Here is a 15,438-nt window from a genome sequence, read left to right as displayed (position 1 = left end):
ATTAATGAAAGGTCACATTGATCTTCAGATAGCGTTCCGGGTATTGATCGAGTTCCTTCACGGCGTCAGGCACATCATCAATATTCACCACCTTGCTGACGACATCCGCAGGATTAATGTTCAGCGTAGCCAGCATCTGTAACGCTTCTTCGAATTCGCCAGCACTGGTACGTGATCCGCGCAGATCCAACTCTTTAAACGTGATCAGGTTAGTGGGTAACGATGTCTCCTGTTTTGGCCAGCCGGTGAAAGCAATACGACCCGCAAACGAAGCAAGATCCAGCGTTTCGCGAATTGCACTGTTGGCACCAGATGCTTCGACGACAACCTGTGCCATCGTCCCCTGTGTGATATCTTTTATCGTCTCAACAACCTGGGTGTTCGACGGATTGATGACGTAAGGCACGCCCAGCGATTTTGCGTACTGAAGTCGTTCGTCCACGATATCGATCAGAATTGGCGTCGCACCGTAGCGCAATGCGCTCAATGCTGCCATCAGACCAATCGCACCGGCTCCAATAATGGCGATATGCTCCCCGGCCGTCAGTTTGGCGCGATGTAGCGCATGCAGTGCGATAGTCAGTGGTTCAGCCAACGGAGCCATCTCAGTGGCGACGTCATCCGGGATTTTGTGAATCAAATGCGCGGGGTGAGCAACCACCTCCTGCATCGCACCATCAATATGTACGCCAATTACCTTCAGGTTTTCACAGCAATTTGTTCTCCCCACTGAACAGGGGTAGCAATGGCCACAATAAATATAAGGATCAACAATAACGCGGTCACCTTCCTTAATATTTGCTGGCATGCCATTGCCTTGTTTAATAACAATACCAGTGACTTCATGTCCAATAATACGTGGATAGGTCACCAGGGGATTAGTGCCGCGAAATGCACCTATATCAGAGCCACATATTCCAGCAGCATCAACTTTTATTAATACTTCATTATCTTTCTTTTCTGGATAATCAACCCAACGGGTTTCAATTTCACCAGGTTTATTGATGTAGACAGCTTTGACTTTCATTTGTTTTTAATCCTTTATTTTTGACAAATACGAATACCAGACAGCTGGAAACAATCGCAATAGCACCAGCCAGATAGAATGCGTAATCATATTTACCGCTGAACTGAACAATAAATCCGGTGACCAGAGGGCCAATGATTCCGGAGATATTTGCCAGCCCATGCATGGCGCCACCGACGCTACCCACTTTATCTTTGTGTACGACATCCTGAATAACTGCCCAATAAATAGGTCCAGTTAAATACAACAGGAATAACGAGACTGACATCAATCCAACGGCACTGCCGATAGTGGTAACTGTTCCAGAAACCGCTACACAGATTGCCGCTCCAGCCAGGCAAACACCGAGAATGAGACGGCGAGAAAGCAGGGCATTGCCCGTTACCCGATAGATAAAGTCAGAGCATACGCCACCCAATACCATGCCGATTGCACCAATCACCCAGGGGATCACCGTTGCAATGCTGATTTCTTTAATATCAAGGTGTAGCGAGTGGTTCAGATAGCTTGGGAACCAGGTCAGGAAGAAAAAGAGTATGTAGTTATAGCTAAAGAAGGCCAGCGTCGTTGCCCACACCATCGGCTGCTTCATGTAGTAGCCGAGAGAAGGCATCGCTTTACCGTCATCCGCTAAAATGATGTCATCATGGTTTTCAAAATCGACACGTTCTTCCGGGGCGAGGTGTTTACTTTTTGAAGGTTTATCACTGGCAATGAAATACCAAAGTAATACCCAGGCTAAACCAAACAGGAAAATAATACCGAACGCCGGACGCCAGCCTAATGAAAGAGCCAGCAGGCCAACTACCGGACCGGAAATTGCGCCACCCAACGGCGAGCCAGCGCTGAAAATACCGATGGCAGTGGCAGATTCTTTACGCGAAATCCAGTTATTGATAATTTTATTACCTGCAGCACTGACGGCCCTTCAGCCATGCCGAATAATACGCGGACAGCCAGCATAGTCCATAATCCAGTAACCAGACTGGTCATCCCACAAAATACTGACCAGAGTAACGCGGCGACCAGAAATACTGTTTTGGGACCAAATCGGTCACTGGCCCAGCCACCGATAAAGTTAAACAGTGCATAACCAACAAAGAATGCGCTGAATATCATACCCATCTCAGCAGCATTGAATCCTAATTCCTTTTCGATGAGTGGAGCGGTGATCGACAATGCTGAACGATCCATATAGTTAAGCATGTAAACTATAAAAAGAAGAAAAACGATAAGCCATCCCATTGTTTTTCTTTTCATGATATATCCTCTTATTGTGGTCTAGCGGCCTGACCACAATATTTAAAACCTATTTTAAGATCACCATTCTTTTGATGCGAATGTGATCAACATAACGAAAAATTAGTGCTTTAAATAATCACGATCAAATGTGTGTTGGCATATCTTTATGAATTTTAAGGTTTTGTTGTGAGCGGTAAATTTAGGATAAAAGCGAACTTGGTATTCAACACCTATTTTGGATGGATATTGCAATAGCGTCGTACAGGGAGAACGGCGAACGTTCAGCGCAAATCAGGCGGCTACGTACAGTCACAGTGGTATCCCACCCGCTGAGAACAGAAAAATGGCTCATAATGACCTCGTTTTGTAATGATTCATTAACATTTGGGCTACATGTCACAGAATCAACGATGAGACTAAAAGTCGCTTTGACACGCTTTGGGTTACCTTCTAGAGTGGAAAAATACAGATTTTAGATAAGAGACTATCTGTGAAATTAAGATGGTCTCTTATTGCATTTTTTTAGCTAATGGCGACCTTCTTCCGAATATTATGAAGGGGAAAGCCATGTCCGCATGTTCATTCTCAAATCCGATAAAAATCCGCGGTGTAGATGATGTCATTAATTGCATCGATGCCAGGGGAAAAATCAGTGGCAGAGCTGGTGTTATTTGGTGGTTGGCACTAGGCGGCCTTTTCTTGATGCTTTTTCAAATTCAGCTCTCAGTGCTGGATTAAACCCAATGACCCGCAATTTAAATCTTACTGCGACCGAAGTTGCACTGCTTACCTCATTTTCATCCTGGGTCGCCATATTATTTAACCCGATTGGCGGCTGGATAGCCGATCGCTGGGGTCGTGTGCCACCGCTGATCATTGCCAAAATAATGGCGGTGATTGGTGCTTTGTTGGTGATGTCATCCTCCAGTTTTAGCACGATAATCGTGGGTCGCTTCTTTGTTGGCGTCTCTTACGGGATGGACTTTGCTGTGGCAATGGCCATGCTGGCAGAGTTCACGCCTGTGAAACTCAAAAGCCGTCTAAATACCTGGCAGGGTGTCTGGTATGTTGCCGTTTGTTTAAATTTGGTATTAGCGCTGATGTTTTACTCATGGGACGTAGGTGATGCCATCTGGCGTTATTCCATTGCTGTAACGGCGTTATGTGGAATCATCGTTCTGTTTTTCCAGTTCCGTTATTTAGTGGAAAGCCCGGTTTGGCTGGCAAGGAAATCCCGATTACCTGAAGCTATCGTTTCCATGAATAAAATATATGGTGAACAGTTTATTCTGGCGCCGAAAGTAGAACAGAAACCCGTTATTGGTCAGGCTGAAAAAGGCGCAAGAAATGTGCTGTTAATATTCCGTGGCGTCTATTTACCACGTACGATTCTGCTTCGACCGTTCAAATCTGTCAGTCAATCCAATATTTCGGTGTGGGCTGGTATTTACCGGTTATTAGTGCTGCGATGTTTGGTAAAAATTTTGTTTACGCAACCTTATGTTCACTATTTTTAACGTTTTCGGTATCGTCGGCGGTTTCTTATCTCCCGCGATTGGCCGCCGTCTGGGATTGCGCCGCTCCTCGGCGATCGGTTTTGCCGTGGCCTTCCTCGTGCTACTCACGCTGGTCTGTTCAGTGACACTATGCCACTTTGGGCCTCTTTGCTGGTCCCTGCACTGTTTATTCTTTGCCACTCTGGCGGACCTGGTGCAAACGGAAAAGCCTGTCGTCACTCTCTTTTCGCAGTGAACTGCGGGCTGGCGCGAACGGCGTGGTCGGTGCGCTCGGGCAATAGGTGCGGCGCTCGGCTGTTTATTTTCCCGGTATTCCGTGATTTGTATGGCCTGCAAACGACCTTCCTGATCATGTCTGCCGTGCGCTGTTTGCGAGCATTATCTGTTTTGTTATTCCGTGGGACCCCACTCGCACCATTATTCAGCCGGATAACGAGCCAGGTGCGCCGCAGTTCGAATCACCCCATTCACCTTATCCAGAGTCGATGACCCCAGAATCAAACAGGAGTACGAAATGAGTGAATACGAAGATGTCATTCTGGCTATCGATGAAGGTACATCGGGGACCCGTGCGGCAGTTGTTGCACAAAATAGCCAGGTTCACTGCCTGGAATACCAGCCGCTTCAGGTCAGCAGTCTGCGTCATGGTGTGGTGGAACAAGATGCTGATGAGGTCTTGCAGGCCACTATTGAGGTTTGTCGCAAAGCGATAGCTAACGCGCAATGCAACAAGATGCGCATTGTGGCGCTGGCGATTGCGACCCAACGCTCAACGGCAGTGCTGTGGGATGCGCAAACGGGTAAGGCATTAACTCCGGCGATGGTATGGCAGGATGCGCGTTTCACGGATGAACTGGCCCAGTTAGCCCCTGAATGGGATGCAAAACTGCTGCCGCGGATTGGGCGACCGGTTGGGATACGCTCTCCTTATCTTTGGCGTCGCGCCATCTTGCCAATACGCCTGCGGTGGCGAAGGCGTATCAGGCTGGAACGCTGGTCTTTGGTACCGTTGATAGCTGGTTGCTTTGGCATTTGGCGCAGGAGAAAAAAAGTGTCACCACACCGACAAATGCCACCTCCGCTGGCGCGTATTGCCTCAAAGAGCATCACTATCATTTGCCATGGCTACAGACTCTGGGCTTCCCGGCGTCATTGCTGCCTGAATTACATGATGATGCCGATGACTTCGGCACCACTCATGAAGATATTCTGGGGATAAGCGTGCCGATCCTGGCCTGCGCAGGGGATCAGTTTGCAGGGGCTATTGGGCTGGGGTGTACCGAGCGAGGACAGGCTTTTTGTATGCATGGCACTGGCAGCTTTGTTGATTTAATGATGGGGCCAACGGTACCAACCTTGCAAAAGGGCTGTGAAAGTACGCTCACCATGACGGCGCGCCGCCAAAAAGGGCTTTCGCATTTCTCTGTCGAAACCTTTGTCCCCACTACCGGTTCGGCGCTCAACTGGGTGTGCGAAAAACTGCATTGGTTTGACTCACCCGAACAGATCAGCGAACTGGCCGCGCAGGCTAGCGACGCGGGTGGCGTGAGTTTTATTCCGGCGCTAACGGGGCTACGCGTACCCCATCTCCAGCCTCATGCCCGTGCGTCCCTGAACGGTATCTCAATCTCGACCACGCGCTCGCAGGTGGCCTACGCGATTCTGGAAGGGATTGCGCATTCGGTCGCGGCCTGTATTCGCGCAAATGAAGCGGCAACCGGGATCCCCACAAAAGAGTTGGTAGTCGGGGAGGGTTATCCAATAGCGATACGTTATTGCAAATCCAGGCCGATCTTAGCGGTATTCCCGTGCGGCGAATGGCCGAAACGGCGCGGCAAGCTTACGTGGCGTTGCGTTTTTGGCTGGTGCCGATGGGCTGCTGTGGGACTCGCTGCCGGATGCCTGCGCCATGCTAAAAACCGCGCGGCTATTTGAGCCGAAAATCAGTCATGACCTTCGCGAACAAAAAATTAACCGCTGGGCGATGCGTATTGCACTCGAAATGGAAGCCGCCGACAGCCTCACCTCAGCTAATCAGGAGCACACTACTCATGAAGTTTTTCCCTTCGCGAAAGCCAACAAAACCTGTAGTGAGATGTACGGTGCAGAGCCATTACGTCTCCAGCGCGCTGAACAACTGGATCGACTGGAAGCGACACCTACGACATTCTTATTGTCGGTGGTGGCGTAACCGGAGCCTACGCGGCGTTGGATGCCAGTCTGCGTGGCTACCGGGTGCGCTGATTGAGAAAAGTGACTTTGCCTCAGGCACGTCATCAAAGTCATCGAAAATGGTACACGGCGGTCTGCGCTATATCGAACAAGGGAATCTGGGGCTGGTTCGCCACTCTTTACTCGAACGCCAGCGTATGCGGAGGAATGCCCGTCATCTGGTGCAACGGTTACCTTTTTATTCCCGGTACTCGATAAAAATGGCGTATTCGACAAGCGGATGTCTGCTGCATTTGAAAGCCTGCTCTGGACCTACGACCTTGCGGGAGGATGGCGGGAAGGCATCCTTCACCAAAAACTTACCCCTGCGGAAGTGCTGTCGCATTGCCCGACGCTCAAGAAGAACAGCTATCCGGTGGTTTATGTATTTCGATGCCCGTGTCGACGATGCCCGACTTACGTTGGCATTGGTGCGCACGGCGGCGTTTCATGGCGCGGTGGTGACCAACCATGCGGAAGTCATCGAAACCACGCGCGACCAGCACGGCAAAGTGAATGGGCCATCGTCTGTGCCGATGGCAGAGAAATTCAGGTCAACGCGCGGGTTGCCATCATGGCGACGGGCGTCTGGCTGCGTGACTGGAATGGCTGAAAAAAGGTGACGCATCACCGCTGAAATCCGTCCTGCCAAGGGGGTACATGTTGCTATTCCGTGGATGATCCGCAATGATTGCACGGTGACGATCCCGGTTGCCGGGCGCAGCCGCCGCGCGACGATCACCCGTTGGGGCAACGTTTCCTATTTGGGGACCACGGATGAGGATTATCAGGGCGATCTCAATGATGTTCACTGCAATCGCGCTGAATTGGACTTTCTGCTGGAAGGTGCGAATTCGGCATTGAAAACCGATCTCCGCCCGGAAGACGTGGTGGGTAGTATCGCCGGTTGCCGCCCTCTGGTGGGACGGCGGGAGGCAAGACCGTTGAAATGAAACGTAATCATGAAATCACGGTTGCGGCAGATGGTCTGATTACGATTGTCGGCGGCAAGCTGACGACATCACGTCATATGGCAGAAGAGACCATCGATGCCGCCAGCAAAATACTCGGCCGTAAAAAGGCCTGCTCAACTAAAACCGCCTGGTTGCTGGGGGCGCGGGCTATGACCGCAGGCGATTCTGGCATCGGGCGGTTTGTCTGCGCACCTGGGGGAGCGCTACGGGACTGAAGCGCATTTTGTCAGTGACCTTATCCAGTCCAATCCCTTACTGGCAAAGCCAATTGTGGAAGGGCTTCCCTATACCGAAGCTGAAGTGGTGTATGCCGTGCGCCATGAACTCGCCAGCACCATTGATGATGTGTTATCGCGCCGAATTCGTGCCCGTCTGATGGCTCGTGATGCGTCAGCGAATGCTGCGCAACGCGTGGGGGAAATTCTGCAACAAGAGCTCAAGCTTCAGCCTGAACAGGTGGCCCGGCAGGTAGCCAGCTATCAGACGGCAATTAAACATGAAAAATCAACACTTATGGGGACATCCGAATGATCAGTAAAGAAGCGATTAAACGCGGTTACAACCGTGGAAATTATACTGTAGTGCACACACGCGCCCGGCATGGGCGACGGATATCAAAAGCAGCGGTGGCGCGAAAGGGATGCAGATTGATCCGGTGGCGATGAGCGAAGCGACGTTTGATCGACTGCGGGTCATTGCAGATGAGGTGCTGACATCGGAATCTGATGTGATTACCTGGACCCGCGACTGGTGGGCCGGTTCGATGATTGCGGAAACCCAGGGCGCACCGGCCACGTCAAAAGGGGCGATTGTACGTGTCTCTACGGTAGAACAAATTCAGGATGTGATGCGTCTGGCGAATGCGTTGGCAATCCCGGTCACGGTTTCCGCCGGGCGCAGTAACGTCACTGGTGCCGCATTGCCGTTGCGGGGAGGCATTGTGCTGGACGTTTGCGAACTCAACAAACTTATCGACTTCGATCACAAAGCCAGATTGTTGACGTTGAAGCCGGCATGTTCGGCGACATTTTTGAACAAACTATCCAAAAGAGTACGGCATGACGATGGGCCACTGGCCGTCATCGTTTGGTATCAGTACCGTGGGCGTTGGGTGGCCTGTCGTGGCGCGGGACAGCTGTCGACCCGCTACGGCAAAATTGAAGATATGGTTTATGGGATGGATGTCGTGCTGATGTTGCGCGTGCAATGGGCCTGATCTACAGCAGATGTTTATTGGTTCTGAAGGCACATTGGGTGTGATTGTCCGTGTGCGTTTGAAGCTTCATCGCCTGCCGGATTATGGCCGCGCCATCGCCTGGGGTTTTTCCAGCTTCGCCAGTGGACTGGAGGCATGTCGCGAAATCTTACAGCATGGGGCGAATCGTTTGTACGATAACCTGGAAAGCGGCGTGCAGTTTGGTCTGCCAGACCAATGTCCTGTTGATTGCGGATGAGGGGGAGTCTGAGATTGTCGATGCAGTAATGTGCAACAACAACTCGACGGCGAGGCTATTTTTGAACGCTGGCTGGACACCCGATATCTGACCGGAAAAAGTGCTGAAAAGAGCCCGGGTCTGGTGGCGGATACGCTGGAAATGGTGGGACGTTTTATGATGATGATGGTGGCCTATTAACGCCGTACCCGGCACGCTGGCCGGTTCGGCGCATCAGTCTCACGCCTACATCGACGGCGCATGCCTCTATTTCTCATTGCGCGGTGATGTGGCGATTGAGCAACGTGCGGCCTGGTATGGGATGCAGCGAATGCGGTGCTAATTAAGCACAACACCTCCCTTAGCCACCATCATGGTGTTGGTCTCCTGCGTTCGCTTCTTTAGGCGAATCGCTTTCTGGCGAAAAACGCTGATCCGTCTTAACTGGGGTTAAGCGTCGATCTTCCTTCATCAGGCAGGTCAGTAATGATAAAATCTTGGCGTGCTCCTGGCACGGCAGCCCGTCATTATGGCGATTTACGGTATTGAGCAATTGAAAACCGCGCTGTCCAGCAAGGCGGAAGTCTGCATTATTGCCAATATTGACCTGATTAAGCTCCATCCGGTGATAGAACTGCTGTCGCAGGCGGGGAAGTACGTCATCGTGAATATCGACAGCTGCAATGGGCTGTCCCAGGATAAGGCGGCATTATGTGGCCGAAACGGGAGCGATGGGGTTGCTCTCGACGCGTTTGCAAACCGTACAGCGAGCGAAAAAGTGTGGACTGGTGACGATGCAGAAAATCTTTGTCACCGACCGTTCTACCTGGCTACGCAGCCTGAAAGCCGTAGAACAAAGCGAACCCGATTACGTGCAACTGATGCCCGCGCAGATGTTGCCGCTACTCTCACAGGCTGACCGTAATGTGTTGCCGCCAATAGTGGCATCAGGCTTCGTCTGTAACGAGGAACATGCTCAAACGGCGCTGTTACACGGCGCGATAGCCGTTTCGAGCAGTGATAGCGCGTTATGGGATATAGACCTTCACCGTTAGAACACCGGGAGCCCGACCATGGAGAATTCACAACTTTTTGTTATTGCACATTATTTTTCTCGTAAGGGAATGGGAGACAAGGTCAATGATGCGCTCAGACTGCTTGCCCAGGCCTCGCGTCAGGAGCCTGAAAACATCACCTATGAGTTTTTCCGTTCTACGGAAGACGGCGATCGCTTTGTGATTATTGAAACCTATCGTTGTCCTGAGGGTCTCGAACTTCATCGACAAACGGAGCATTTTCAACGTATTGGCGTTGGGATTATCAACCCGTTGCTTGAGCGTAAAGAGGTGAAAAGCTTTCTCACTCATGCCGATACACCGCGTAGTTAAAAGCTGGCCATTTTTACTACCAGGAGTACATCAATGAACAATGTCATGAAGGATTTTACGTTTTCAACTGTACCGGAAATTATCGTCGAGTGGGCAGGAGCATCACGAGCAGGGAGATTATTCAGCCGCGATTTAGCGCGCGTCGCGTGTTGTTGGTGACCGACCCCGGACTGGTCAAAGCAGGGATTCTGCCGCCTGTTTTGCATAGCCTGCAAGAGGCAGGGTTTCAGGTGACGGTCTATGATCGGGTCCAACCCGATCGCAGGAACGTCTTGTCCGGGAAGCCTTACAGGTTGCTCGTGATGACCATTGCGACATGGTCATTGGTCTGGGCGGCGGCTCCTCGCTGGATGTCGCGAAGCTGGTGGCCGTGTTAATCAACTCTGAGCAAGATCTGCAGGCGCTTTACGGTATTGGCAAAGTTTCCGGGCAGCGTCTGCCGCTGATTAACATCCCCCACGGCAGGGACGGGCTCAGAAGTCACTAATATTTCGATTTTGACGACCAATGATGACAGCAAAATGGGGATTGTCGCACCACAGCTATATGGCGATTTGGTGCTGCTGGATGCGCAATTGACGCTTGGACTTCCTCCGGTTCATACGGCGGCGGCTGGCATCGACGCGATGGTGCATGCCATTGAGGCTTATACCGGTAAATAAGAAGAACCCCATTTCGGATGCGCTGGCGCGGGAAGCATTACGCTTAATTAGCCGCCATCTGGTGACTGCCTGTCGTGATGGGAACAACCGTGAAGCGCGAGAAATGTTCTGCTGGGCGCGATGCTGGCAGGCCAGGCTTTTGCCAATTCCCCAGTGGCCGCAGTGCATGCGCTGGCTTATCCCCTTGGCGCACGACACCATATTCCACATGGGTTGTCGAATGCGTTGATGCTGATTCCGGTGCTGCAGTTTAATGCGCCAGTCGCTGCGCCGTACTATGCCGAGCTGGCTGCTGTTATTGGCGAGGAGGTGTCGGGGAATATGGAGAAAGATGCCGCGATATTTATTGCTGCGATGGTACGCATTATTGCTGAATCGGTGCACCGAAAAAGCTGCGCGATGTCGATATACCTGCTGAAACGCTGGCGATATTGGCTCAGGATGCCATGCAGCAGACTCGTCTTCTGGATAACAATCCTGTTCCGCTCACGGCAGATGATGCGTTGCGGCTATACCAACACGCGTTTTAAACAGAACACTCGCCAAAAGCTTGTCCGGCGAGTGGATTGCCGGACACTGTTTTGCCCGATGACATCGCGAACAACCGAAGACATATCGAATCCAGGTGTTAGTATTCAATAGATAGCAGTTATGAGTATGCGTGTTTCATTTCCGGCCAGGAACGCTGATGATGACAACATTACTACCCGATTTCACAGCATTTTCGTCATTCACTTCCTTCGCGGTATGCGTTGCTATAACGCCTGTCCGCTCTTTGGCCATCGTTTATCATTCCTTCTCATCCCGGATGGAATCTCTCACTGAATAGCAGTTCAGTGGGTTTGTGACACGCATCGTTTGATAACAGGGATTACGGCGGGTCGAATATGGATAAGATTAAGCGTCATCTGGTGTGGTGGGGCGCGGTATTGTGGTGTGGTTGCTGCAATAGCATGGTGGATGTTGCGTCCTGCGGGGATACCGGAAGGGTTTGCCGCCAGCAACGGCAGAATTGAAGCCACTGAAGTGGATATTGCCACCAAAATTGCCGGACGTATTGATACGATCCTCGTATCGGAAGGGCAGTTCGTTCGTCAGGGCGAGGTGCTGGCGAAAATGGATACCCGCGTGCTGCACGAGCAGCGGCTGGAAGCGGTCGCGCAAATCAAAGAAGCGGAAAGTGCAGTTGCGGCGGCACGGGCGTTGCTGGAACAACGGCAAAGTGAAATGCGCGCCGCGCAGTCGGTGGTAAAACAGCGCGAGGCGGAACTGCAGTCGGTCTCTAAACGTCACGTTCGCTCCCGTTCGCTATCCCAGCGTGGGGCCGTGTCTGAGCAACAGCTGGATGACGACAGGGCTGCGGCAGAAAGTGCGCGCGCGGCACTGGAATCTGCAAGGGCGCAGGTCTCTGCGGCAAAAGCCGCGATTGAAGCCGCCCGTACCAGCATTATTCAGGCGCAAACCCGCGTTGAAGCCGCGCAGGCACCGAACGTCGTTGCCGCTGATATTGATGACAGCGAGCTGAAAGCCCGCGCGATGGTCGCGTGCAGTACCGTGTCGCCGAACCGGGCGAGGTGCTTTCCGCGGGGGGCGCGTGCTGAATATGGTCGATCTCAGCGATGTCTACATGACATTCTTCTTACCTACCGAACAGGCTGGTTTATTGAAGATTGGCGGTGAAGCTCGCCTGGTGCTGGATGCCGCGCCGGATCTGCGTATTCCTGCGACCATCAGCTTTGTGGCAAGCGTCGCGCAGTTCACACCGAAAACGGTCGAAACCAGTGATGAACGGCTGAAGCTGATGTTTCGCGTCAAAGCGCGTATTCCGCCAGAGCTTGCAGCAGCATCTGGAGTACGTGAAAACCGGTCTGCCGGGCATGGCCTGGGTGCGTCTGGATGAAAATCGCCCCTGGCCTGACGAGCTGGTGGTGAGGTTGCGCAATGACGCATCTGGCGCTGGTTCCCGTTCCTCCCGTGGCGCACCTTGACGGCGTGAGTCAGCATTACGGGACAACGGTCGCGCTGAACAATATCACGCTGGATATCCCGCCCGCTGCATGGTGGGGCTGATTGGCCCGGATGGCGTCGGAAAATCGAGCCTGCTGTCGCTTATTTCCGGTGCGCGGGTGATTGAACAGGGCAACGTGATGGTGCTGGGTGGCGATATGCGCGACCCGAAGCATCGTCGTGATGTCTGCCCGCGTATTGCCTGGATGCCGCAAGGCTGGGTAAAAACCTGTACCCACGCTGTCGGTGTATGAGAACGTCGACTTCTTTGCCGGCTGTTTGGTCATGACAAAGCGGAACGCGAAGCGCGGATTACCGAGCTACTGAACAGCACCGGACTGGCGCCGTTTCGCGATCGTCCTGCCGGGAAACTCTCGGGTGGGATGAAGCAAAAGCTGGGGCTGTGCTGCGCGTTAATCCACGACCCGGAATTGCTCATTCTTGATGAACCCACCACCGGGGTAGACCCGCTGTCCCGCGCCCAGTTCTGGGATCTGATTAACAGCATTCGCCAGCGTCAGACCAATATGAGCGTGCTGGTCGCCACCGCCTATATGGAAGAAGCCGAGCGCTTTGACTGGCTGGTGGCGATGAACGCGGGTGAGGTATTGGCCACCGGCAGCGCCCAGCAGCTACGAGAACAAACCAACAGCGCCACGCTGGAGCAGGCGTTTATTGCGTTGTTACCTGAAGCGCAGCGTCAGGCGCACAAACCGGTGGTGATCCGCCGTATCACGCTGAGCAGGAAGAGATTGCCATTGAGGCGAAAGATCTGACTATGCGCTTCGGCAAGTTTGTCGCCGTTGATCACGTTAACTTTCGTATTCCCCGCGGGGAGATCTTCGGCTTTCTCGGCTCCAACGGCTGCGGTAAATCCACCACCATGAAGATGCTCACCGGTCTGCTACCCGCAAGCGAAGGTGAGGCGTGGCTGTTTGGGCAAGCGGTTGACCCGAAGAATATCGATACCCGCCGCCGGGTAGGCTATATGTCGCAGGCGTTTTCGCTCTACAGCGAGCTGACCGTGCGGCAAAACCTTGAGCTACACGCGCGACTGTTCCATATCCCCGAAGCGGAAATCCCCGGGCGGGTACAAGAGATGAGCGAGCGCTTTTCGCTGACCGATGTCGAAGACACGTTGCCGGTGCGCTGCCGTTGGGGATCCGTCAACGCCTGTCGCTGGCGGTGGCGGTGATCCATCGCCCTGAAATGCTCATTCTTGATGAGCCGACCTCCGGGGTCGATCCGGTGGCGAGGGACATGTTCTGGCAACTGATGGTCGATCTGTCGCGTCAGGATAAAGTGACCATTTTTATCTCTACCCACTTTATGAATGAAGCGGAGCGCTGCGACCGTATGTCGCTGATGCACGCCGGAAAAGTACTCGCCAGCGGCACGCCGCAGGAGCTGGTGAAACAGCGTGGTGCCGCCAGCCTGGAAGAGGCGTTTATCTCCTGGCTACAGGAAGCAGCAGGCCGGCACCGGAAGCGACGCTTTCGCAAGCGACTGCTCCGCTGGTGCATGAAAACAGTCAGCCGCCGCGGCAGGGCTTTAGCCTGCGGCGCTTGTTCAGCTACAGCCGCCGTGAAGCGCTGGAGCTGCGGCGGGACCCGGTGCGTTCAACGCTGGCGCTGATGGGGACGGTGATCCTGATGCTGATCATGGCTACGGCATCAGCATGGACGTGGAAAACCTGCGTTTTTCGGTGCTCGATCGTGACCAGACAGTCAGCAGCCAGGCGTGGACGCTGAATCTGGCGGGATCGCGCTATTTTATCGAACAGCCGCCGCTCACCAGTTATGACGAGCTGGACAAACGGATGCGTTCGGGCGAAGTGGCGGTAGCAATAGAGATCCCGCCAAACTTTGGCCGCGATATCGCGCGTGGCACGCCGGTGAAGATTGGCGTCTGGGTCGATGGCGCAATGCCGAGCCGCGCTGAAACGGTCAGAGGTTACGTGCAGGCGATGCACCAGACCTGGCTGCAGGATGCGATGGCGCGTCAACCCAATGCCAGTGGGCAAAACGGGCTGATGACCATTGAACCCGTTATCGTTACAACCCGGATGTGAAGAGTCTGCCGGCGATTGTTCCGGCGGTGATCCCGCTGTTGTTGATGATGATCCCTTCCATGCTCAGCGCACTCAGCGTAGTGCGCGAGAAAGAGCTCGGATCGATTATCAACCTGTACGTCACGCCCACGACCCGCAGTGAGTTTTTGCTCGGCAAACAGTTGCCTTACATCGTGCTGGCATGCTGAACTTTCTGCTGCTGTGCGCGCTGTCGTGTTTGTGTTCGGCGTCCCGCATAAGGGCAGCTTTATGATCTGACGCTGGCCGCGCTGCTGTACGTCACCATTGCCACCGGGCTGGGGCTGTTAATCTCCACGTTTATGAAAAGCCAGATCGCCGCCATTTTTGGAACGGCGATTATTACGCTTATCCCGGCGACGCAGTTCTCCGGGATGATCGACCCGGTCGCCTCGCTCGAAGGGCCTGGACGGTGGATTGGTGAAATTTACCCGACCAGCCATTTTCTGACTATCGCACGCGGGACGTTCTCTAAAGCGCTGGATCTGACGGATCTCTGGCAGCTGTTTATGCCGCTGGCGGTAGCCATTCCGGGGGTGATTGTTTGAGCGTATTACTGCTGAAAAACAGGAGGGGTGATGCGCCGATTACGCAATATTTATAACCTCGGTATCAAAGAGTTGCGCAGCCTGCTGGGTGACAAAGCGATGCTGACGCTGATCGTCTTTGCCTTCACGATTTCGGTTTATTCTTCCGCGACCGTCCTGCCGGGTTCGCTGCATCTGGCGCCGATTGCTATTGCCGATATGGACCAGTCGCAGTTGTCGAACCGGATTGTGAACAGCTTTTATCGCCCGTGGTTTTTACGCCGGAGATGATCACCGCTGATGAGATGGATGCCGGGCTGGACGCCGGGCGCTACACCTTCGCCGTGAACATTCCGCCTGA

At 53.2% G+C, this 15,438-nt stretch carries 21 protein-coding genes and 7 pseudogenes; 25 read left to right on the top strand and 3 right to left on the bottom strand.

Annotation, left to right across the window (positions count from 1 at the left end; all coding sequences use genetic code 11):
- Position 1 precedes the first annotated feature (1 nt).
- Both AL515_RS00065 and AL515_RS00060 read right to left on the bottom strand, forming a co-directional pair.
- Positions 2-1,027, bottom strand: a complete 1,026-nt coding sequence (locus tag AL515_RS00065) for a zinc-binding dehydrogenase (RefSeq protein WP_061066767.1) — start codon at positions 1,025-1,027, stop codon at positions 2-4.
- Positions 999-2,287: pseudogene (locus AL515_RS00060) on the bottom strand (MFS transporter). Before AL515_RS00060 ends, AL515_RS00065 begins: the two are co-directional and overlap by 29 nt.
- A gap of 725 nt (positions 2,288-3,012) precedes the next feature.
- Between AL515_RS00060 and AL515_RS23720 the strand changes: the two are divergent.
- The 12 genes and pseudogenes from AL515_RS23720 (at position 3,013) to AL515_RS23580 (ending at position 8,605) form a co-directional block, all read left to right on the top strand.
- Positions 3,013-3,786: an MFS transporter gene (locus AL515_RS23720; protein WP_236871748.1), complete on the top strand. Its 774-nt coding sequence runs from the start codon at positions 3,013-3,015 to the stop codon at positions 3,784-3,786.
- The gene (locus AL515_RS23715) at positions 3,770-4,021 is read left to right on the top strand and encodes a hypothetical protein (RefSeq protein WP_225807928.1); all 252 of its coding nucleotides are present in this window, start codon (positions 3,770-3,772) and stop codon (positions 4,019-4,021) included. The genes AL515_RS23720 and AL515_RS23715 overlap by 17 nt, the downstream gene beginning before the upstream one ends.
- A 279-nt stretch (positions 4,022-4,300) precedes the next feature.
- Positions 4,301-4,600 (top strand): annotated as a pseudogene (locus AL515_RS23965) (FGGY family carbohydrate kinase); the annotation flags it as partial.
- Between the two features lie 59 nt (positions 4,601-4,659).
- The gene (locus AL515_RS23940; RefSeq protein WP_335621942.1) at positions 4,660-5,721 is read left to right on the top strand and encodes an FGGY-family carbohydrate kinase; all 1,062 of its coding nucleotides are present in this window, start codon (positions 4,660-4,662) and stop codon (positions 5,719-5,721) included.
- Complete coding sequence (locus tag AL515_RS23700) at positions 5,696-5,977, top strand: hypothetical protein (protein WP_236871747.1); 282 nt, start codon at positions 5,696-5,698, stop codon at positions 5,975-5,977. Before AL515_RS23940 ends, AL515_RS23700 begins: the two co-directional genes overlap by 26 nt.
- 100 nt (positions 5,978-6,077) lie before the next feature.
- Complete coding sequence (locus AL515_RS23930; RefSeq protein WP_442861304.1) at positions 6,078-6,620, top strand: hypothetical protein; 543 nt, start codon at positions 6,078-6,080, stop codon at positions 6,618-6,620.
- 75 nt (positions 6,621-6,695) lie between these two features.
- Complete coding sequence (locus AL515_RS23690) at positions 6,696-6,950, top strand: hypothetical protein (RefSeq protein WP_225807925.1); 255 nt, start codon at positions 6,696-6,698, stop codon at positions 6,948-6,950.
- Positions 6,947-7,186: a hypothetical protein gene (locus AL515_RS23685; protein ID WP_225807924.1), complete on the top strand. Its 240-nt coding sequence runs from the start codon at positions 6,947-6,949 to the stop codon at positions 7,184-7,186. The genes AL515_RS23690 and AL515_RS23685 overlap by 4 nt, the downstream gene beginning before the upstream one ends.
- Positions 7,152-7,502, top strand: a complete 351-nt coding sequence (locus AL515_RS23680; RefSeq protein ID WP_225807923.1) for a glycerol-3-phosphate dehydrogenase C-terminal domain-containing protein — start codon at positions 7,152-7,154, stop codon at positions 7,500-7,502. The genes AL515_RS23685 and AL515_RS23680 overlap by 35 nt, the downstream gene beginning before the upstream one ends.
- A gap of 109 nt (positions 7,503-7,611) precedes the next feature.
- Complete coding sequence (locus tag AL515_RS00040; RefSeq protein WP_071887292.1) at positions 7,612-8,187, top strand: FAD-binding oxidoreductase; 576 nt, start codon at positions 7,612-7,614, stop codon at positions 8,185-8,187.
- Positions 8,188-8,197: 10 nt separating this feature from the next.
- Complete coding sequence (locus AL515_RS00035) at positions 8,198-8,425, top strand: FAD-binding oxidoreductase (RefSeq protein ID WP_071887291.1); 228 nt, start codon at positions 8,198-8,200, stop codon at positions 8,423-8,425.
- Positions 8,426-8,455: 30 nt separating this feature from the next.
- Positions 8,456-8,605, top strand: a complete 150-nt coding sequence (locus AL515_RS23580; RefSeq protein WP_192575272.1) for a hypothetical protein — start codon at positions 8,456-8,458, stop codon at positions 8,603-8,605.
- Between the two features lie 160 nt (positions 8,606-8,765).
- Here the strand turns inward: AL515_RS23580 and AL515_RS23575 are convergent, their stop codons facing one another.
- Positions 8,766-9,026, bottom strand: coding sequence for a hypothetical protein (locus AL515_RS23575; protein ID WP_192575280.1), 261 nt, complete (start codon positions 9,024-9,026; stop codon positions 8,766-8,768).
- Here AL515_RS23575 and AL515_RS00030 point away from each other — a divergent pair.
- The 13 genes and pseudogenes from AL515_RS00030 to AL515_RS00005 all read left to right on the top strand — a co-directional run.
- Positions 8,934-9,459, top strand: a pseudogene (locus AL515_RS00030) (glycerol-3-phosphate responsive antiterminator). The gene AL515_RS23575 and the pseudogene AL515_RS00030 sit on opposite strands and share 93 nt — an antisense overlap.
- Before the next feature lie 18 nt (positions 9,460-9,477).
- The gene (locus tag AL515_RS00025) at positions 9,478-9,792 is read left to right on the top strand and encodes a putative quinol monooxygenase (RefSeq protein ID WP_048213613.1); all 315 of its coding nucleotides are present in this window, start codon (positions 9,478-9,480) and stop codon (positions 9,790-9,792) included.
- A gap of 316 nt (positions 9,793-10,108) precedes the next feature.
- Positions 10,109-10,279, top strand: coding sequence for an iron-containing alcohol dehydrogenase (locus tag AL515_RS23925; protein WP_236871745.1), 171 nt, complete (start codon positions 10,109-10,111; stop codon positions 10,277-10,279).
- Between the two features lie 10 nt (positions 10,280-10,289).
- Positions 10,290-10,454 (top strand): iron-containing alcohol dehydrogenase, encoded by a 165-nt coding sequence (locus tag AL515_RS23920; RefSeq protein ID WP_236871744.1) that lies wholly within the window; start codon positions 10,290-10,292, stop codon positions 10,452-10,454.
- Between the two features lie 120 nt (positions 10,455-10,574).
- Positions 10,575-11,096 carry an iron-containing alcohol dehydrogenase gene (locus AL515_RS23910; protein WP_236871752.1) on the top strand — a complete coding sequence of 174 codons (522 nt, stop codon included), beginning with the start codon at positions 10,575-10,577 and terminating at the stop codon, positions 11,094-11,096.
- A gap of 245 nt (positions 11,097-11,341) precedes the next feature.
- Positions 11,342-12,442: pseudogene (locus AL515_RS00015) on the top strand (HlyD family secretion protein).
- Entirely contained in the window at positions 12,396-12,524 is a 129-nt protein-coding gene (locus AL515_RS24030; protein WP_442861262.1) for a hypothetical protein, read from the top strand. Before AL515_RS00015 ends, AL515_RS24030 begins: the two are co-directional and overlap by 47 nt.
- Positions 12,512-13,237, top strand: a pseudogene (locus AL515_RS24025) (ATP-binding cassette domain-containing protein). Before AL515_RS24030 ends, AL515_RS24025 begins: the two are co-directional and overlap by 13 nt.
- Positions 13,238-13,239: 2 nt before the next feature.
- Positions 13,240-14,096: pseudogene (locus tag AL515_RS24020) on the top strand (ATP-binding cassette domain-containing protein).
- 43 nt (positions 14,097-14,139) lie between these two features.
- Positions 14,140-14,532 carry an ABC transporter permease gene (locus AL515_RS24015; protein WP_442861261.1) on the top strand — a complete coding sequence of 131 codons (393 nt, stop codon included), beginning with the start codon at positions 14,140-14,142 and terminating at the stop codon, positions 14,530-14,532.
- Positions 14,529-14,720 carry an ABC transporter permease subunit gene (locus AL515_RS24010; protein WP_442861260.1) on the top strand — a complete coding sequence of 64 codons (192 nt, stop codon included), beginning with the start codon at positions 14,529-14,531 and terminating at the stop codon, positions 14,718-14,720. The genes AL515_RS24015 and AL515_RS24010 overlap by 4 nt, the downstream gene beginning before the upstream one ends.
- 132 nt (positions 14,721-14,852) lie before the next feature.
- Entirely contained in the window at positions 14,853-15,098 is a 246-nt protein-coding gene (locus AL515_RS24005; RefSeq protein ID WP_442861259.1) for an ABC transporter permease, read from the top strand.
- Between the two features lie 30 nt (positions 15,099-15,128).
- Positions 15,129-15,436: pseudogene (locus tag AL515_RS00005) on the top strand (hypothetical protein); the annotation flags it as partial.
- Between the last annotated feature and the right edge of the window lie 2 nt (positions 15,437-15,438).

The sequence above is a fragment of the Citrobacter sp. FDAARGOS_156 genome (assembly GCF_001559235.2).
Classification (GTDB): domain Bacteria; phylum Pseudomonadota; class Gammaproteobacteria; order Enterobacterales; family Enterobacteriaceae; genus Citrobacter; species Citrobacter youngae.
Note: the sequence above shows the minus strand (reverse complement) of the source record. Positions and strands in the feature narration are given on the sequence as shown.